Here is an 18372-nt window from a genome sequence, read left to right on the forward strand (position 1 = left end):
AAAATCAATATCTATAATCTTAAAAAATTTTTATAGAATTTTTTTATATTTACACTTGACAAAAAAAACTATTATATTATTATAACCATAAAATCAGATATATTTACGGAGTAGACTAATGGAAAAAATACAATCTCTAAATTTTTTAGACGAAATAAAAATCTTAAACGGTTATTTTGCAAAGTTTGACGATGATTTTGATGATTACGATTATGATGACGAAGACTTTGACGATGATGACGATTTCGATGACGAAGACTTTGACGATGATGACGATTTCGATGACGAAGACTTTGACGATGATGACGATTTCGATGACGAAGACTTTGACGATGATGACGATTTCGATGATGATAACGAATACATGGACGATTTAGACGATTTTGAAGAAGATGATTTTGACGATGATTTCGATGACGACTTTGACGATGACGAATAATACAAACGGTTTTTAAAGCGGGTGATTTAATGGCTGAAAAAAATAATAATAAATTCTCTAAAGATAATTATAATAAATTTTATAAAAAGAAAAACAAAGAACAGTTTTATAAAAAGAAAAATAATCATAATAAGCAACATAAAAATAATAAAAAAACGATAGAAGAATATGAGCGAATTTATCTTAATAGAAGAATGAACGATAATTCTGAAAAGCCTATATGCCCGATTTGTAATAATCCGATATATATAACGGAAGAAGGAATAAATCATAACGCTACGGGAAATCTCGCTCATTTTGAATGCGTATTAAACGAAATAAAACAGAATAATATAAACGATATTGAAGAAAACGATAAATTAGTTTATTTAGGTTCGGGAACTTTCGGAATAATACAAGAAAGAAATAGCGGCAAAAACTCCAAACTCTTTGTGCGAAAGAGAATAAATTACGAAAATAGAAAAGTTAAAAAAATCGATAATGACGTGGACCCGGAAGAAGAGGAGTTATTTAATGTATGATAGATTCGGATAATATTCCAATTGGATTTTATTCCGCCGCTTTAAAGTCGGGATTAAAAAATAACGATTACGATTTAGCCATAATAAAAAGCGAGCCTTCAAGCGTTGTATCGGCTTTATATACTCAAAATAAATTTCAAGCCGCTCCCGTTTTATTTTCAAAAAAGAACGATAAAAATAAAATAGATTTGCTTATAGTAAACAGCAAAATAGCAAATTCTTTAACGGGAAAGAAAGGATATGATAATGTTTTGAATATTACGGATTTTGCAAGTAAATTTTTTAAATGCAAGAGAGATAATATTTTAATCGCTTCTACGGGAATAATCGGAGTTCATTTAGATACGGAAAAAATTAAAAACGCTATTAAAAAATCTTCGTTAAATGAAGGTTTTGAAAATATAGCGAGAGCGATACGAATGCGAGATAAATTCGATAAAGTATATACGGCGAAATTAAATATAGAAAATAAAACCGCTCATTTTTACGCTATAGCCAAAGGAACTTCGATAGTTCATCCAAATATGGCTACGATTTTATTATTTATTTTTACGGATTTAAATGTAGATAAAGAAGCTTTAAATAAAGCTTTCAGAGAATCGATAGATAAAACTTTAAATAGAATATCGATAGACGGAGAAACTTCAACAAACGATACGGCGATTATAATGGCTAACGGCGCTATTAATAATAAAATAATAACGATAAAAAATAAAAAATCATTTAAGTTATTAAAAGATAAATTAGACGATATTTGCGCCAATCTTTCAAAAATGATAGTTTTGGACGGAGAAGGAATGACTAAAGCTATTATAGTTTCGGTTGAAAGAGCAAAAACTCAAAAAGACGCATTCGATATAGCCAAGTCAATAGCGACTTCAAATTTGATAAAAATATTATTTATATCGTTAAATCCTAATTATGAGAAAATTCTTTCAGCTATAGGAAATACGAATATTAATATAAAAAATCTTTCGCTTTCTATAAACGGAATAAATATATATAAAAATGGAGAGTTAAATAAAAATAAGTCGGATATTAACAAATTAAAAGACGGTTTCAATAGAGAAAGAAAAGAGCATTTTATAGTTTTAGATTGCGGTTATAATACGAAATACGAAGATTATTATTATTTTACGGATATGACGCAGGAATATATATCTATTCATTGTTCTTATAATATATAATTTTATTTCAAGATTTTTTAGTTTCTGCTTATTTTAGCCGAATTTTTTAAAATAAATACTTGACAATTTTTTTTAAATATTGCATAATTTAATCATTAAAAAATATTATTAAGGAGGGCTCTAAAAATGGAAGGACAAAAAAAATTTTATCTATTATTAATTATCTTATCTCTAATTGCGCTATTTTCAATAAGTTGCAATAATGACAATAATAATAAGGATAAAACGGGGGCAGAAGAAATCAATAAGGATAAAACATAAAAAGAGGAAGTCAAAAAAGAAAGAAAATTATCTTATTATGCTGGTGATTGGTATGAAAAACCAGAAAAGAAAGCTACCGAAAAGAATATACTTACCATAAATACTGACGGTTCTATTATTTTAAAGATTAGTGATGATGTAAAAATTCCTTCGGATTCTATAACAAGAGTTAGCGATACAAATTATACTACTATATATAATGATTCTAGTGTTAATATAGATGTAACATTGACTCTTATTTTTAGTAGCGATATACAGGGAAAGTTAACAATGGAAACAGGAACAGATTCAGCAATTGTAGATATTACTAAAAAATAGTTAAGGTTAATAATAGTTAAGATAATTAAAAGGCATCGTATTTTAATGCGGTGTCTTTTTTATTATATTCATAGTAATGGCGATAAATAATCGTCATTGCGATGACAAAGTCCGAAAGCAATATCCTTATTTATAATATAAAGAAATATTTTCGTTAAAAGCTGGCTTTAGCCTAATAAAAAAATTTTTCTGAAAACAGTTATACCGAAGAATAAAAGCGTTAATACACTATTAAATAAACTACATTATAAATCTAATTTTCCGATAATCGATAGTAAATAAATTAAAAACGGAATTAAAATTATGAAAAAAATAATAACTTTTTTATTCTTATCAATTACGATTACAGCAAATAATATTTACGCCAACGAAAAAGAAAGTATGATAAAATCGATGCAATTAGACGAACTTGAAACAATTTCTATTGCAGACGAAGAATCTACAATGACATTTAACGAATTGGCGGAATATTATGCGAACATTATAACCGATAAAAAAGCCAAACCCGAACAGCTTGAAGCTTTGGGAAATATAATAAGATTATGGACTGACGCTATAAATAAAAATTTTACGAAAGAAGAATTATACGACAAATATAGCGTTTTAACTTCAACTTTATCTTCAATGTCGATTCATTTGATTTTAAGAATAGCGATTAAAGACAATAATATTCCGACTAAAGAAATACAAGAAAATATATACGATACGATTAACAATAAATATATTCCTTCTTTTGGAAAGTTTAAAAACGAAGGATGGAAAACAGAATTTAATTTTTATGTTATAAATATGTCAGCCGCCGTTTGTAAATGGTATGAGGATAAATCAAAAAAATTGAATTATCCTAATTTCAAAGTTTGGCGAGAAGGCAATTTTTAAAATTTACTCACGGAGGAAGTAATAATGGAAAATCAAGAAATAGAATTAATGGAAGAAAATGAACAATCTTCCGATAAGCTAAAAAATTTAATAAATAAATACAAAGAACAAAATACAATAACGATAAAAAGTCAGAAAAAAATACAAGCGGTTTGATTTATTTATAATTTATTATATCATATAATCATAATATATTTTAGGAGATTAATATGGCAGAATTGCGTTATAATCAATTGCTTGGAGATTATGTTATGATAGCGAGTCATAGGCAGGACCGTCCGCAAATGCCTAAAGATTATTGTCCTTTTTGTCCAGGAAGCGGAAAAGTTCCAGATAGTTACGATGTTTATAAATACGATAACGATTTCCCCGCTTTATCTTTCGAGCCGCCTTTGCCTGATAATGTCGATAATGGAAAATTATTTATAGCAAAACCTTCGATTGGAAAATGCGAAGTAATTTTATATTCTTCAAACCATAATACTACATTGCCCGAACTTTCAGTAGAACATATAACGAAACTAGTCAAATTATGGCAGGAGAGAATGGTTGAAATCGCTAAAAATAAAAAGATAAAATATATTATGCCTTTTGAAAATAAGGGCGAAGTTGTCGGAGTGACTATGCCTCATCCGCATGGACAAATTTACGGTTATAGTTGGATTCCTTTAAGAATAAAAAGAAAAATAGAAATGGCTTTATCTTATTATAATATTAATCAAAAATCTTTATTTGAAGATATGCTTAATCAAGAAATTGAAGACGGAAGAAGAATAATTTTTGAAAACGAACATTTTGTATGCTTTTTGCCTTTTGCAAGCGAATATCCTTACGGAATAATGATTATGCCTAAAAAAAATGTTATCGCTATTAATAAATTTAATAAAAAAGAAACGGTTTCTTTAGCGGACGCTTTAAAAAAAGCCACAACTACTTTAGATTTGCTTTTTGATATAAAATTTCCTTATATGATGTGTATGTATAGCGCTCCCGTTAATGACGGTTTTAATTATAAGGATATTTGGCGTTATCATATAGAATTTTTTCCTCCGATGAGAAGCAAAGAAAAACAAAAATTTAACGCTTCTTCCGAAACGGGCGCTTGGGCTTCATGCAATCCGACAAGTCCAGAGGCAATGGCTGCAAGTTTGAGAACGGCATATTTTAGATATATGGGTTTATAATGTCGTTAAAAGTAAGCGTTATAATTCCTCATAGAATCGGAGAAAAAATAGAAAATACTCTTGCGGGCATATATATGTCCGATTACGATAAAAATAAAATAGAGATTTTTCAAGCCGAAGGAACTCATCCAACCGTTCAAAGAAACGAATGCATAAAACAAGCTTCTGGAGATATAGTTTATTTTATAGATAATGATTCTATGGCAAATCCTAATAATATAAAAAAAGCGGTTGAAATATTTGAGAAAAACGAAAATGTGGCTATAGTCGGAGGTCCTGCAATTCATAAAGCGAACTCTTCAAAAGAAAGATATATAGACAGATGCATGCAATCTTATTACGCGGTAGGACCTATAGCGAATAGATACAGCATAAATAAATCATCGTATAGAGAAGGAACGGACAGAGATGTTATACTTTGCAATTTATTTATAAGGCTTAATGTTTTATTCGAGGCGGGACTTTTTAACGAGAGTTTATATCCTAACGAAGAAAACGCTTTGATAGATAAAATTCTTTCGCTTGGTTATAAATTAATGTATGACCCGCAAATAATAGTTAAAAGACCGCCAAGAAAAAATTTAAGATTATATATAAAGATGCTTTTAAATTATGGAAGAGGAAGATTAGAACAACTTTATAGAGATTTTAATAAAAAAAATTTGATATTTACTCTTCCAGCGTTTTTCAGTTTGTATATAATTATTTTGCCTACAGTTTTTATTATTTTTCAGATTAGCAAAATAAATTATATCGCATTTTATTTTATTCCATTAATTATTTATTTAATAATAACTTTACTAGCGGGAATAATTACAGCCTTAAAAGAAAGAGGGTTTTTCAATAAAATTAAAGGCTTTTTCGTTTATCCTTATATGTTTTTTTTAACGCATTTTTTTTACGGACTCGGATTTTTTTACGGAATAATTAGAATCGCAAAAGGATTTCAGAGGACGGTTAAATTTAATATAACTAAATATAAATCTTTTGAATAAAATTATTATTCTTTATTTGCTATCGATTAATTTGAGTATTTGTGCAAGCCCATACTAAAGCTATAACCCAACCGACAAAAGTCCAACCCAAAAATAAATTTAATATAAAAATAGCCAAACAATTATTATTCTTTCTAATAAAAGCTACAATAATTGGTAGAAAATAAACAACCATAGCGAATAAAATCAAAAAAATTATGATAGATTCCATTATATACTCCAAATAACAAAACGCATTAAATAAAAAATGTAATGATACAATTATATAATACTATTTATATTTTACAATCCTATCGCTTTTCATCTCGATTTTTTATAATAAAAATATTTATATTCATGCATTGCATTACATAAAAATTTTAACTTTTAAAGATATTAAAATAGATTTATTTAATTTATTAATCAAATTTTCTTAAGAAAGTTTTTAATTCGTCTATAGTGATAACAAATACTGTTTTGTTATTGGTTAATTTCTTTAGACGCTCTATTTTAGTTATATCGCCTGTTTTTGAATCTTTACGCTTATAATAATCTCCATCGCATATAGCCAAAAATATTGTGTTTTTTAAAGAAGTATCTCTTGCATTTTTTAAGAATTCTTGAATATCTTTATATTGATTATCTTGCGCTCCACCTTTGTCTTTAGTATATTTATGAGAAACATAAAATTGAAAATTACCATATTCAAAATAAAAATCAATCGATTTTGCATCTTGATTTTTGCTAATTAAATTTTCACCTTTAAAAATATTTCCGTTTATTATAAAATATGCATTCTTTCCGCCAGAAGGAAGCACTTTAAAATTTTTAATGCCGTTTACCGATTCTATTATTTTAGCCGCTATATTTTGATATATATTCTGCCTCGAAGGTTCTTTTGCAAATACGCATCTAAATATCTCGTCATTAATTACTTTATCTTTTATCTCTTCAAAATTATAACCAAATTTATTAGCCCAATTACTAATTTTTAATCTCATTTCATTTGTATCTATATCTTTTAATACTTCTTTTACATTTATTTGAATTTGCTTTTTGTATAATTCTTTATAGTTATAGTCCATATAAAGTTTCCTCTATAAGTTTTTTAGCAAGTTTATAATCTAATCTTCTTCTGTAATAATTATCTTTTCTCAAGCCCTTAAAAGGAGTTAAAAATAAATCGTAAGTTTCTTTTCTAAATATATTAAGATTATAGTTTAATTTCTCTATTATATTATTAATTTTATATTTTGTTGGAATCATTATTCTTGTTATGCTTCTTGAAGAAACTCTTATTCTGTCGGGCGATATTTCTTCGCCATTTACAAATTTTATTGAAGGTTCTATTGTATTATCAATCGCTATTAATCCCAAATTTCCATTTGGAACATTAAAGCGAATATCCATATTGATATTTGATTTTGGAAGTTTTTTCTTTAAATCGCTTAATTTACCTAAATATTTATTATCGTTGTATAAATCCACATCTTCGGAAGATTTTTTAAATAATGCCAAACAAACGGGATGCTCGGTATCGTTAAACATTTTTGAATTTAATAAAATATAATGGCTTAATCTTTCTCTAAAAATATTAGCGTTAAAAAAAGAAGCGGGAATTATAGCGCCGACATAATCGCAATATTCTAAACATTTTTCTAAAGAGTATTTATATAAATCGTCATAAATAATATTTGGAAATTCTAAATTTCGTCTTTTAGCAGAATTTTGAGCCAAATACGGAGGATTTGTAATGCATACTTTAAAACCTTTCGGAAAGTTTTTTAAAGTGTCTCTTCTTTTGACAAATTTATTTTTAGGCTCTATATCAAAACTTTTAAAATCTGCGCATAAACCCATATCTTGAAGCATATTTATTAAATTATTAGAACCCGCAAAAGGCTCTAAAATAGTAGTCTTGATTAAATCACATTCATAAGCCCAATTAAGAAATCCGCTATTTTGAAAAGGATTATATGTAGTAAAATATTGTCCAAGTTCTCTTTTCATTTTTACAATATAGCATAAAATTATGTAAAGTCAATAAGCATGTTTTATTTAATTTATTTTATAAAAAATTATCGACATTAAATTAATTTGCAAAATAATACTAATATTTTCAATAAAGAAAATAAATAACTGCCTATTAATTCGACAATATTTTTAATAGTAATTGAAATCTTTATTTATTCGTTATTTCGAGTGAGTGATACTAAAGTCCGCAGTTAGAAACAAACGAAGCAATACATTTTTAATAATATCTTCAATCAATATGCTTCATTATCCATTCGTAAACTTTTTTTAATTCTCTCTCTTCGCCTATATCTACGGGATTATAATAATTTTTTTTAATTCCTTTTTCTAAATAATCCTGCTTAACTATATGATAAGGAAAATCATGCGGATATTTATATTCTTCTTCCGATTTTTTATTAAAACTTGCGGAATTATTATCTTTCAAATAATTTGGAATAGAATATAATTCTCCGTTTCTTATATCTCTAATTGCCGAATCTATAGCCTTATAAGCGGAGTTTGATTTTGGACATAAAGACAAATAAATCGTCACTTCGGCTAATGGAATTCTTCCTTCGGGCATTCCTATAAACTCTATAATATTAATTAAAGAAGAAGCAATATTTATAGCTTCAGGTTCGGCTAAACCTATATCTTCAGACGCTAATATGCATAATCTTCTCGCTATATATCGAGGGTCTTCTCCCGATTCAAGCATTCTTGCCAAATAATAAATCGCCGCATTTGTGTCGCTTCCTCTCACGCTTTTTATAAACGCGCTTATAGTATTATAATGTTCGTCTTCGTCAAAATTTAAAATTTGTTTGCTTGTAACATCTTTTACGATTTCTTCAGTTATTGTAAGTTTTTCTTTAGTTTCGTCTATTTGAGTGACAAAAAACGCCGCTTCAAGATAAGTTAAAGCTTTTCTCACATCGCCATGCGAATATTTTACTATCAAATCTACCGCTAAATCTTCTATTGCAATGTCGTTTTCGCCAAGTCCTCTTTTGTCTTCAATAGCTTTAAGAATCGCTTCTTTAATGTCGCTATCTTCAAGATTTCTAAATTCAAAAAGCATTATTCGAGAAAGTAAGGCGTTTGTTAAATAAAAATAAGGATTTTGAGTCGTGCTTCCGATTAATATAATCGTTCCATTTTCGACTGCAGGAAGCAAAGCGTCCTGTTGGCTTTTATTGAATCTGTGAATTTCGTCTATAAATAAAATTGTCTTTTTTGAGTTTGCTAAATTCTTTTCGGCTTTTTTTATAGCTTCTCTAATCTCTGAAACATTTGAAAGAACGGCGTTTAATTTTATATATTCGCTTTTTGTTTTTTTTGCGATTATTGACGCTACGGTAGATTTTCCAACTCCAGGAGGTCCGAAAAAAACCATTGAAGTTATTTTATCTTTATCAATCATTTTTCTTAAAGTTTTATTTTCCGACAAAATATGTTTCTGTCCGTAAACTTCGTCTATTGAAGTCGGGCGCATTCTTTCAGCCATAGGCAAAAAAGAATTATCGTTTTCAATAAAATCAAACATTGAGTCTTTCAATATATTCCTCTAAAAGCGGAGTATAATCCATTATATTTTCTATTTTTTCTTTTATTTCGTATTCGAGCAAATCGGCTATAGATATATAATCTTCATTTGAAAAAGCGTCTAATAAATTATTCATCATTGAATTAAAATCGTTAATAGAATCGAGTAAACTTATATTATCAATTTTTATATTTGAATAATCTATAGAGCATATTTCGGCTACCTTTGAAAGAACGCTAAATGAAAGTCCGACTATATGAGAAAATTTTTCTGCATATATAAAAGCTTCTTTATCTTTTCCCGTTTGAAGTTTGTCTACAACTTCGTCTAATATTTCTATTATAAAAGGCTGAAATTTAGGTAAAGTTCCTATTTTATATAAAGCGTTATTTTCGTTTATATTGTTTGCAAATATGATTATAGCGTTTATTTTAGCGTCTTGCAAAACCATATCCATTGAGGGTAAAACTTTATCGTTTAGAAAAGGTTTAAAATCATCTTGAAAAAATTCTTTAACTTTATCGGAATAATTATTATATTCTTCGTTATCGGTTAGAGTATTTAATCTTTCTAATTTTACTTCAAGCATTTTTAAAATATGAATAACTCCATGAGTTTCAAGATTCATATTGCATAAAAATATCGCTCTTGGAACAGAATCTAAAATCCAAAATATTCCGTCTTTTAAGTCTTCTATATCTTTTTCGCTTAAAGTTATAGAATCTACTTTAGAAATTTTTTCTATATATTCTATTATCGAAATCATTGAAGATAAATAATATTCGCTATGGCTTAAAGCTTCTATATCTATTTTTTTTACATTTTCAATCGCTATGGTTTTATATTCTTCGTCTATATAAGGAGACATTTCTTTTTCGTCTATAATAATTCTATTTATTAAAAAAGAATTTGAATTGCACCATTCTTCAACGGGTTTTAATACTTCGTAAGCGTTTTTTTCATTTTCTAAAGTGGCGGATAATTCCTTGCCGTTTATAAATATTTTCATTATTTTCTACCGATTAAATTTGTAATTTAATTTTCGGTATTTCTATATTTTTATTGATAAATTTATTAACATTATAGTCAGAAAATATAAATTAATAAAATAGATAAAAATAAATTTTACTTTTATAATCATTTTTTATTCTAATTATTAATATTATCAAAAGGATTATAAGTCAAAGAAGTAGGCTCTTCTTTAGAAATATAATTTTGAGTTTCTTTCTTTGTTTGAGCTTCCATATAATCTTTTCTCGATAAAGATATTCTATGTTTGCCTTGATTAACCTCTCTAACTACAAAAGGATAAGTTTCTCCGACTTTTAAAGCTTCTTCCAAATTAGCTCCTTTAGGCAAATCAATTTGAGAGATATGCATAAAGCCTTCTAAATTATTTTCCAAAGAAACTACAGCTCCAGATTCTACTATAGCTTTTACAATTCCATCGACAACTGAACCAACAGGATGCTCTTTTTCAAATACTCTCCAAGGACTTTCTTTAAGATGTTTATGGCTTAATCTAATTCTCTGTTTATCTCTATCTATAGATAATATAACCATATCGATATCTTCGTTTTCTTTAATATAGTCTTTTATATTAACTATGCTATTTATCCAATCGAAATCTCCAATATCGCATATTCCTTCTAAACCGTTAGGAAGTTCAAATACGGCAAAATTCTTTAATATTCTTTTTGGTTTGCATTTTACTATACTTTTTACGGGAAAATCTCTACTTACTGTATCCCAAGGATTTTCTTGAGCCTGCTTTAATCCTAAAGTTAATTTTCTTTCGGGAACATCTATAGCTAATATTTTACATTCCAAATAAGCGCCTTTTTTAACAAAATCGCTCGGACTGTTTACATGAGAATTCCAACTTAAATCGGATATATGAATTAAACCTTCGACATCATCGTAAACTTTAACGAAAGCGCCAAATTTTTTAATATTAGTAACCTCGCCTTTTATAATATCGCCTACATGATATTCTTCTATAAATTGAACCCAACTATCATTTTCAAGTTGCTTTAATCCTAAATCTACTCTATGTTTTTCTCTGTCAATAGAAAGAACCTTAAAAGCTCTTTCCTCTCCTCTCGTTATTATATCTTTAGGATTTATTATTTTAGCCCAAGACATATTTTCTCTATAAAGAAAACCGTCCAAACCTTCTGTAATTCCAATAAAAGCTCCGTATCTTTCTATATTTTTAACTTTTCCGTTGATTATATCGCCTTCTTTCAAATTATTTAAGAAAGTTTCTATATTTGAATTTTGTTTTTCTTCTTGATACGCTCTTCTTGAAACTACTATATCTTTTCCTTTTTTCTTTATTATTCTAAAATCGTATTCTTTGCCTATATGCTCTTCGTCTTTAATTCCTTTATTTATTTCTATTTGAGAGAAAGGACAAAAAGCTTGATAACCCATTATAGATATATTAAAACCGCCTTTTATAACCTCTTTTACTATTCCTTTAACCGACTTATTATTTTTAATAGCATCTTCTATTACAAATTGCGCTCTTCTTTTGTCTAATTTCGCTTTCGATAATATAAAGTATCCGTTATCATTATCAACCGAATCTATTAAGGCTTCTAATTCTTCGCCTATATAAGGTTCTCTTTCAAATTCGCTTCTGTTTATTTTACCTTCTACTTTATAATTAAGGTTTATAAAAACATCGGAATCGTCAAATTTTTCAATTTTTCCTTTAACGATATTGCCGACTTTGTAGGAATTATTATTATCTCCTTCGCCGAATTCCTCTACGGCTTTAAGAAATTCATTTCTTTCTTGTTCGTTTGATAAATTATTATCTTCCATTATTCCCTCTCTATTCCTTAAATTATCGGAATTTATATCAAAAATACTAATTGTTTTTTTATTTAAAAATATATCGGTAATTTCTTCTGCAACTTCATCTATAGTCATATTTGTAGTGTCAATTATAATAGCGTTTTCAGGCACTACCAAAGGACTATCTTTTCTATTAGAGTCGTATTTATCTCTTTTTTTTATACTCTCTTTAACCGATTCAAAACTTATATCGACTTCTTTCGATAACTCTTCTTTATATCTTCGTTTTGCTCTCTCTTCAAGCGATGCCTCTAAATAAAATTTATAATCTGCATTTGGAAAAACCACGCTTCCTGCATCTCTTCCGTCTAAAATATAATTACCTTCTTTCGCTATATCTCTTTGCAAATCTACCATTTTTCGTCTAACCGAACTTATAGCCGACACTTCCGAAACAAATTTAACTACTTTTTCTTTTCTTATATCTTCGGTAATATCTTGCGAATCTAAATATATTCTATAATTGCTATCGAAACCGATATTTAATTTATTTAAAGCGTTTATAACCTCTTCTTCGTTTTTTATATCTACTTGATTTTCAATCATATATAATGTTACGGCTCTATACATAGCCCCAGTATCTAAATATTTAAAGCCCAATTTATCCGCTATCAATTTAGCTACAGTGCTTTTTCCAGCTCCTGATGGACCGTCAATAGTAATTATTTTGTATGAACCTGACACTTATAACCTTTCTTATAAAATATAATTTTGAATACGAATTATAACATAAATAAATATAATTGTAAATAGCTTAAAATTAAAAAAATATTTTATCTAAAATTAATTATAAAAATTGCGTTTATTATAATATATTAATAAACTTATAATTATTTTTTATTCTTTATAATATCAATCGCATTTTTTATAAATTCTTTAGCTTCTTTCTTGCTCTTTGCTTCCGCTATAATTCTAACTATAGGCTCTGTATTTGAACTCCTTACATGAAGCCATCCGTTTTCCAAATCGATTTTTATTCCGTCTATAGAAGTTATTTTTGATTTTGGATATTTTAATTTTATATTTTTTAAAAATGAATTTTCGTCTATTTTAGCGACTTCCAATTTTTCTTTTACTATTTCGTATTTTGGAATTTCTTCTATAATCTCTTTAATCGTTTTATTTTCTTTAGCCATTAATTCCAATATTAAAGCTATTCCCAAAAGAGAATCTCGCCCAGGACTTACCGCAGGAACTATTATTCCTCCGTTTCCTTCGCCTCCGAAATATAAACGATTTTTAACCACATGAGAAGAAACATTTATTTCGCCTATTTTTGTTCTGTCAACCGAATAACCTTTTTCTTTTGCCAAATCGTCAATCATTCTTGAAGTGGATAAATTAACCGCGGCGTTTCCTTTTCCTACGCTCCATAAATATTTCGAGCATAACGCTAAAGTATATTCTTCGCTTACAATCGTTCCGTCATTTAAAACTATTGCAAGTCTGTCGGCATCAGGGTCTTGAGTAAAACCTATATCGACTTTATTTTTCTTTACCAACTCGGAAAGACTTTTCATGCTGTTTGCGGAAGGTTCGGCTATATGCGAAAATTTTCCCGTCCATTCTTTATTTATTGAAATCTCTTTTACGCCTAAAGCTTTTAATAATTTCGGTGTGGCAAATAATCCAGTTCCGTTCACATAATCGCATGCCACTTTAAAATTACGCTTTTTTATTTTATCTATATCAATAAATCTAACTATTCTTTTAATATGCTGTTCTATCGCATCGTCTATTTTCTGATAAGTTCCCGTTTCTAAAGCTTTTACGAATCTTGAAGATTTTTTATCGTAAAGTTTATTCAATTCAACAACAGATTTTTCGTCCAAAAATTTTCCGCCTTTTCCTATGAGTTTTAAAGCGTTCCATTCAATCGGATTATGACTTGCAGAAACCATTATTCCGCCATGCAGTTTTAATTTTTCAACCATATACAAAGTCGTTGGAGTTGGAGTTATTCCAATATCTATAACATTTATTCCCGAAGCCGTTAATGTTGATATTACGGCGTTAACTATCGATTCGCCCGTTAATCTCGTATCTCTTGCAACCAATATTTTTGCTTTTTTAGGAAAAAGTCCCGCAAATGCAGAAGTATAATCTACAACGGTTCTTATATCCAATCCGTCTCCAATTATTCCTCTTATTCCCGATATGCTTGTTTTTAAAGTTGGCATTAAAAATCTCCCGTAAAATAATTTTGAATAGTTTTTTATATTTTATATTATTTTTAATTATTATTCTATATTTATTGTTGATATTTATTTAGTTTAATAATAAAATTAGAAAATAATAAAATATAATATGGAGATTAAGCAATGAAAAATTTAATTATTTTATTTTTATCAATAATATGTCTTTACGGTTGCGGAGACAATAAAAAATCTTCTTCAGATTTTAAATCGGAAATTTCATTTGACGGCTCTTCTTCTTTAGCTCCTATAATCGCTTCTATAGGAAATAAGTTTATGGAAGAATACGGAACTTGGGATAAAGTTAATTCCAATTTACCAAACAAAAAAATTTCAATATTCGTAGCGTCCGCTGGTTCGGGAGCTGGAGTAAAAAGCATTTTAGACAACACTGCAAATTTTGGAATGCTTGCAAGAAAAATAAGAGATAGCGAAAAAGAGAAAATGAAAAATTATAAAGAGTTTATGGTGGCGTATGACGCTTTGACGGTTTCGGTTAATTCAAAAAATCCTATTGTAAAAATAAAAGATAATTTGGATACTAAAACTATAAGAAATATTTTTTCTGGAGAATATAAATTTTGGAGCGATGTAGATGTTTCTTTGCCTAAAAAAGAAATTGTCGTAATAATAAGAGATTTAAGCGGAGGAGCTTACGAAGTTTTTCAAGAATCTATTATGGGCGATACTCAAATATCGGCTAACGCTATTCAATCTCCTTCTATGGGAGCTTTAGGAACAAAGATAGCGGAAAATGAAAACGCTATAGGTTATGCTTCTTATGGAGTTTATAATCAAAATAAAGATAAATTATTCGCGTTAAAAGTAGACGGGATAGAGCCTACTAAAGAAAATATATTAAACGGAAGTTATAAAATACAAAGACCTTTAATGTTTATAAAAAATTCTGAGTTATCGGAGAATGAAAAAGAATTTGTAAATTATATTTTTTCAGATTTAGGTAAACAAATAGTTAATGAAAACGGTTATATAGCCGTAGAATAAATTAATTAATCAATATAAATTGAAATGGAATTTTTATCTTCAATATATAAAAAGAATTTTATAAATAAAATCGGGGAAATAATTTTTTCATTATTAATAAAATTATTTTCTTTTGTATGTATAATTTTACTTGCTTTTATAATATTCTTTATAATAAAAGAGAGCGTTCCGTTATTTAATAAAGTAGGAATATTAAATTTTGTATTAGGAAAAGTATGGCGTCCTTTAACTTTTGCTATAAGTAATAATTTAAACGAAAGTTACGGAATATTTAATATAATTATAGCTACTTTATACACGGCTTTTTTATCTACTTTTATAAGTTTATTTATAGGAATAGGCTTTAGCATTTTTATAGTTTTTATGGCAAATAAGTCTATTAGATTTTTTATTATGCCAATTATGGATTTAATAGTAGCTATTCCTTCGGTTATATACGGTTTTATAGGTTTAGTTATTATAGTTAAATTTTTTGAAAAATTATCTATGCCCGCGGGAGAGTCGGTTTTAACTGCAAGTTTATTATTATCTTTTATGATTGTTCCGTTTATAGCGTCTACAGTTAGCGAAAGTATGATTCTTATTAATAAAAAATATAAAGATATATCGCTTACGCTTGGAGTAGATAAATGGTATATGATATTAAATTTAATTTTACCAAGTTCTAAAAACGCTATTTTGGTAGGTTTTATTTTATCCGTATCGAGAGCTATGGGAGAGACTATGGCGGTTATGATGGTTATAGGCAATTCTTTAGTATTTCCTAAATTACTTGGAAAAGCCGAAACTATAGCGTCTCTTATAGCTTTAGAAATAGGAACTGCAGAAGTTAAAAGTTTGCATTATAGCGCTTTATTTGCAAGCGGAGCTATATTAATGTTATCTCTATCTATTATAAATATAGCGGTTTATTTCTTGCGAAAATATTTACTTAAATTAGAAAATTAAAATAATTTTATAAATGGGCATGTTATGAAGTATATTGTAAAAATATGGGCTATAATAAGTTTTATTATTATAATTTTTGCTATAATATTTATATTTGCTTTTATATTTTTCAAAGGCTCTCATTCAATAAACATGAATTTTATTTTTTCTAATCCCGCGGGAATTATATTAGGAAAAGAAGGCGGAATATTTCCCGCTATAGTCGGAAGCATATACACATCATTCATATCTTGTATAATATCTTCTATCTTTGGAATATCATCCGCAATATATTTGGTTTTTTATAATAAAAATAAATTTATAAATAATATTTTCGATATAATTTTTCAATGTATCGCGGGAATTCCATCAATAGTTTTAGGACTTTTTGGTTATTCCCTATTGGTATTATATATGGGTTTTGGAAAATCTATATTATCAATGTCAATAACACAATCTATAATGATTCTTCCGTTTATTTCAATAAGAGTAAAAAAAGCTTTAAATGAATTTGATTTTAATATAATTTATAGTTCTTATTCTTTAGGCATAAGAAAATCATATACTATAAGAAAAATAGTTTTAAAAGAAGCGCTTACTGATATTATATCTATAATAACTCTTGCAAATTCGCTTTCTATAGGAGCTACAGCGCCGTTAATATTTACTGGAGCGGTTATCAATTCGCCCGTTCCTAATTCTATATTTAAACCTTCTATGGTTCTTCCTTATCATTTATATATTTTGCTTACTCAAGGAATATCCGAAAATAACGCTTACGCTACGGCTTTTATTTTATTATCTATAGTATTGACGCTTAATTTAATTTCATTATTTTTAAAATTAATAAATAATAAAAAATATAAAACGGATAGCGATAATGAATAATATTTTAAAACTTAAAAATATAAATGTTTTTTACGGCGATAAAAAAATCCTCAATAATATCAATATAGAATTTGAAAGAAATAAAATAACTTCTATAATAGGACCTAGCGGTTGCGGAAAAACAACATTGTTAAAAACTATAAATAAAATAATTTTAGAAGAAAACAACGCGCAAATAACGGGAGATATGGAATTTGACGGAATAAACTCAAATAATATTCCTATAGAAATTTTAAGAAAAAATATAGGCATAGTTTTTCAAAATCCAACTCCTTTTCCTATGTCTATTTATAAAAATATAAGCTACGCTTTAAAATATTACGGATATAATAAAAAGCATTTGGAAAATAAAATAATAGATATTTTAAAATCCGTTAATTTATATGACGAAGTAAAAGATAAATTAAATACTTCCGCATTAAAATTGAGCGGAGGACAGAAACAGAGACTTTGTTTAGCAAGAAGTTTAACCGTTGAGCCTAATATTTTATTATTAGACGAACCTTGCTCTTCTTTAGATATTGTCAATTCCGAAAAAATAGAAAATACTTTAATAAAACTTAAAGAAAATTATACTATAATCATAGTTACGCATAATATAAATCAAGCTAAAAAAATATCAGACAATACTATATTTATGCGAGACGGAAAAATTATAGAAAGCGGAAAAACTGTTGAAATATTAGAAAATTCTAAAGATTTAATAGAAAGAGATTATACATAAAATGCAGAAATTTTTTAAGATTTATTAAGCGTATTTACTTCTTACAATTATTCCGAAATTATAAAGCGCATCGTCAATATCTTTAAAAACCGCTATAGAGTTTGACAATTCCATTAAATTATAATCGTTTTTTACCGCGCCGCATATATTTGAAATAATAATATCGCCGTTTAATTTTACAAGCTCGCCTTTTAATTTTATAAAATATTCCCAAATATCTTTTTCTATAAAATAACAATCGGACAAATTTAATATAATTTTATTAAAGCCTTGATATTTTAATTCTGAAATTAAATCTTTTATTTTAGGAATAAATTCAAAATAAGCGTTATCATAAAAATATAAAATGACAACGGAATTTTCTTTTATGACATAATCAATTTTAAATGAGCTACAATTCATATTTTTATTATAATAAATTTTTTAATATTTGTCAACGATAA

General features: G+C 27.5%; 20 protein-coding genes. 12 read left to right on the forward strand and 8 right to left on the reverse strand.

Annotated elements, in window-relative coordinates:
- The first annotated feature begins 118 nt into the window (after positions 1-118).
- The 8 genes from EPJ79_RS11750 to EPJ79_RS07105 all read left to right on the forward strand — a co-directional run bounded on the left by EPJ79_RS11750 (position 119) and on the right by EPJ79_RS07105 (position 5784).
- The gene (locus EPJ79_RS11750) at positions 119-439 is read left to right on the forward strand and encodes a DNA primase (protein WP_208745259.1); all 321 of its coding nucleotides are present in this window, start codon (positions 119-121) and stop codon (positions 437-439) included.
- A 29-nt stretch (positions 440-468) separates the two neighbouring features.
- Complete coding sequence (locus tag EPJ79_RS07085) at positions 469-960, forward strand: hypothetical protein (protein ID WP_147738963.1); 492 nt, start codon at positions 469-471, stop codon at positions 958-960.
- Positions 957-2147 (forward strand): bifunctional ornithine acetyltransferase/N-acetylglutamate synthase, encoded by a 1191-nt coding sequence (gene argJ, locus EPJ79_RS07090; RefSeq protein ID WP_147737557.1) that lies wholly within the window; start codon positions 957-959, stop codon positions 2145-2147. The genes EPJ79_RS07085 and argJ overlap by 4 nt, the downstream gene beginning before the upstream one ends.
- A 126-nt stretch (positions 2148-2273) precedes the next feature.
- A complete protein-coding gene (locus EPJ79_RS11910; protein ID WP_274595998.1) occupies positions 2274-2408 on the forward strand; it encodes a hypothetical protein in 135 nt (44 codons plus the stop codon).
- A 621-nt stretch (positions 2409-3029) separates the two neighbouring features.
- Complete coding sequence (locus EPJ79_RS07095) at positions 3030-3605, forward strand: hypothetical protein (protein ID WP_147738964.1); 576 nt, start codon at positions 3030-3032, stop codon at positions 3603-3605.
- 24 nt (positions 3606-3629) lie between these two features.
- Positions 3630-3761: a hypothetical protein gene (locus tag EPJ79_RS11915; RefSeq protein ID WP_274595999.1), complete on the forward strand. Its 132-nt coding sequence runs from the start codon at positions 3630-3632 to the stop codon at positions 3759-3761.
- A gap of 53 nt (positions 3762-3814) precedes the next feature.
- On the forward strand, positions 3815-4789 hold the full coding sequence (gene galT / locus EPJ79_RS07100) for a galactose-1-phosphate uridylyltransferase (protein WP_147529351.1): 975 nt from the start codon (positions 3815-3817) through the stop codon (positions 4787-4789).
- Positions 4789-5784 carry a glycosyltransferase gene (locus tag EPJ79_RS07105; RefSeq protein WP_147738965.1) on the forward strand — a complete coding sequence of 332 codons (996 nt, stop codon included), beginning with the start codon at positions 4789-4791 and terminating at the stop codon, positions 5782-5784. The genes galT and EPJ79_RS07105 overlap by 1 nt, the downstream gene beginning before the upstream one ends.
- Before the next feature lie 19 nt (positions 5785-5803).
- Here the strand turns inward: EPJ79_RS07105 and EPJ79_RS07110 are convergent, their stop codons facing one another.
- From EPJ79_RS07110 to glmM, 7 genes are all read right to left on the reverse strand, one after another.
- A complete protein-coding gene (locus tag EPJ79_RS07110) occupies positions 5804-5995 on the reverse strand; it encodes a superinfection immunity protein (RefSeq protein WP_147526970.1) in 192 nt (63 codons plus the stop codon).
- 187 nt (positions 5996-6182) lie between these two features.
- Positions 6183-6848, reverse strand: coding sequence for a hypothetical protein (locus tag EPJ79_RS07115; RefSeq protein ID WP_147738966.1), 666 nt, complete (start codon positions 6846-6848; stop codon positions 6183-6185).
- Positions 6838-7773 carry an Eco57I restriction-modification methylase domain-containing protein gene (locus EPJ79_RS07120; RefSeq protein ID WP_147738967.1) on the reverse strand — a complete coding sequence of 312 codons (936 nt, stop codon included), beginning with the start codon at positions 7771-7773 and terminating at the stop codon, positions 6838-6840. The genes EPJ79_RS07115 and EPJ79_RS07120 overlap by 11 nt, the downstream gene beginning before the upstream one ends.
- 253 nt (positions 7774-8026) lie before the next feature.
- On the reverse strand, positions 8027-9325 hold the full coding sequence (locus EPJ79_RS07125) for a replication-associated recombination protein A (RefSeq protein WP_147738968.1): 1299 nt from the start codon (positions 9323-9325) through the stop codon (positions 8027-8029).
- Positions 9318-10334: a hypothetical protein gene (locus tag EPJ79_RS07130; RefSeq protein WP_147738969.1), complete on the reverse strand. Its 1017-nt coding sequence runs from the start codon at positions 10332-10334 to the stop codon at positions 9318-9320. Before EPJ79_RS07130 ends, EPJ79_RS07125 begins: the two co-directional genes overlap by 8 nt.
- A gap of 140 nt (positions 10335-10474) precedes the next feature.
- Positions 10475-12874: a (d)CMP kinase gene (gene cmk / locus EPJ79_RS07135; RefSeq protein WP_147738970.1), complete on the reverse strand. Its 2400-nt coding sequence runs from the start codon at positions 12872-12874 to the stop codon at positions 10475-10477.
- 146 nt (positions 12875-13020) lie between these two features.
- Complete coding sequence (gene glmM / locus EPJ79_RS07140; RefSeq protein WP_147738971.1) at positions 13021-14370, reverse strand: phosphoglucosamine mutase; 1350 nt, start codon at positions 14368-14370, stop codon at positions 13021-13023.
- Positions 14371-14511: 141 nt separating this feature from the next.
- On the opposite strand from glmM, the gene EPJ79_RS07145 reads away from it, so the two are divergent.
- From EPJ79_RS07145 to EPJ79_RS07160, 4 genes are read left to right on the forward strand one after another with little or no spacing between them, the layout of a single operon-like run.
- Entirely contained in the window at positions 14512-15390 is an 879-nt protein-coding gene (locus EPJ79_RS07145) for a phosphate ABC transporter substrate-binding protein (RefSeq protein ID WP_147738972.1), read from the forward strand.
- Positions 15391-15414: 24 nt separating this feature from the next.
- On the forward strand, positions 15415-16338 hold the full coding sequence (gene pstC / locus EPJ79_RS07150) for a phosphate ABC transporter permease subunit PstC (RefSeq protein WP_208745260.1): 924 nt from the start codon (positions 15415-15417) through the stop codon (positions 16336-16338).
- Positions 16339-16362: 24 nt separating this feature from the next.
- A complete protein-coding gene (locus EPJ79_RS07155) occupies positions 16363-17205 on the forward strand; it encodes a PstA family ABC transporter permease (RefSeq protein ID WP_147738973.1) in 843 nt (280 codons plus the stop codon).
- Positions 17198-17929 carry a phosphate ABC transporter ATP-binding protein gene (locus EPJ79_RS07160; protein ID WP_147738974.1) on the forward strand — a complete coding sequence of 244 codons (732 nt, stop codon included), beginning with the start codon at positions 17198-17200 and terminating at the stop codon, positions 17927-17929. The genes EPJ79_RS07155 and EPJ79_RS07160 overlap by 8 nt, the downstream gene beginning before the upstream one ends.
- Before the next feature lie 24 nt (positions 17930-17953).
- On the opposite strand, the gene EPJ79_RS07165 is transcribed toward EPJ79_RS07160, so the two are convergent.
- Positions 17954-18331, reverse strand: coding sequence for an STAS domain-containing protein (locus EPJ79_RS07165; RefSeq protein ID WP_147738975.1), 378 nt, complete (start codon positions 18329-18331; stop codon positions 17954-17956).
- Between the last annotated feature and the right edge of the window lie 41 nt (positions 18332-18372).

This window comes from Brachyspira aalborgi (genome assembly GCF_008016455.1).
In the GTDB taxonomy this organism is placed as follows: Bacteria; Spirochaetota; Brachyspiria; order Brachyspirales; family Brachyspiraceae; genus Brachyspira; species Brachyspira aalborgi.

Excerpts from the sequence above, each read along its gene's own strand:
- pstC (WP_208745260.1), top strand. The coding sequence starts at position 15,415 with ATGGAATTTTTATCTTCAATATATAAAAAGAATTTTATAAATAAAATC.
- EPJ79_RS07125 (WP_147738968.1), bottom strand. The coding sequence starts at position 9,325 with ATGTTTGATTTTATTGAAAACGATAATTCTTTTTTGCCTATGGCTGAA.
- EPJ79_RS07085 (WP_147738963.1), top strand. The coding sequence starts at position 469 with ATGGCTGAAAAAAATAATAATAAATTCTCTAAAGATAATTATAATAAA.
- EPJ79_RS07095 (WP_147738964.1), top strand. The coding sequence starts at position 3,030 with ATGAAAAAAATAATAACTTTTTTATTCTTATCAATTACGATTACAGCA.
- glmM (WP_147738971.1), bottom strand. The coding sequence starts at position 14,370 with ATGCCAACTTTAAAAACAAGCATATCGGGAATAAGAGGAATAATTGGA.
- EPJ79_RS11915 (WP_274595999.1), top strand. The coding sequence starts at position 3,630 with ATGGAAAATCAAGAAATAGAATTAATGGAAGAAAATGAACAATCTTCC.
- EPJ79_RS07130 (WP_147738969.1), bottom strand. The coding sequence starts at position 10,334 with ATGAAAATATTTATAAACGGCAAGGAATTATCCGCCACTTTAGAAAAT.
- argJ (WP_147737557.1), top strand. The coding sequence starts at position 957 with ATGATAGATTCGGATAATATTCCAATTGGATTTTATTCCGCCGCTTTA.
- EPJ79_RS07165 (WP_147738975.1), bottom strand. The coding sequence starts at position 18,331 with ATGAATTGTAGCTCATTTAAAATTGATTATGTCATAAAAGAAAATTCC.
- EPJ79_RS11750 (WP_208745259.1), top strand. The coding sequence starts at position 119 with ATGGAAAAAATACAATCTCTAAATTTTTTAGACGAAATAAAAATCTTA.
- EPJ79_RS07155 (WP_147738973.1), top strand. The coding sequence starts at position 16,363 with ATGAAGTATATTGTAAAAATATGGGCTATAATAAGTTTTATTATTATA.
- EPJ79_RS11910 (WP_274595998.1), top strand. The coding sequence starts at position 2,274 with ATGGAAGGACAAAAAAAATTTTATCTATTATTAATTATCTTATCTCTA.
- galT (WP_147529351.1), top strand. The coding sequence starts at position 3,815 with ATGGCAGAATTGCGTTATAATCAATTGCTTGGAGATTATGTTATGATA.
- EPJ79_RS07110 (WP_147526970.1), bottom strand. The coding sequence starts at position 5,995 with ATGGAATCTATCATAATTTTTTTGATTTTATTCGCTATGGTTGTTTAT.
- EPJ79_RS07105 (WP_147738965.1), top strand. The coding sequence starts at position 4,789 with ATGTCGTTAAAAGTAAGCGTTATAATTCCTCATAGAATCGGAGAAAAA.
- EPJ79_RS07115 (WP_147738966.1), bottom strand. The coding sequence starts at position 6,848 with ATGGACTATAACTATAAAGAATTATACAAAAAGCAAATTCAAATAAAT.
- EPJ79_RS07160 (WP_147738974.1), top strand. The coding sequence starts at position 17,198 with ATGAATAATATTTTAAAACTTAAAAATATAAATGTTTTTTACGGCGAT.
- EPJ79_RS07145 (WP_147738972.1), top strand. The coding sequence starts at position 14,512 with ATGAAAAATTTAATTATTTTATTTTTATCAATAATATGTCTTTACGGT.
- EPJ79_RS07120 (WP_147738967.1), bottom strand. The coding sequence starts at position 7,773 with ATGAAAAGAGAACTTGGACAATATTTTACTACATATAATCCTTTTCAA.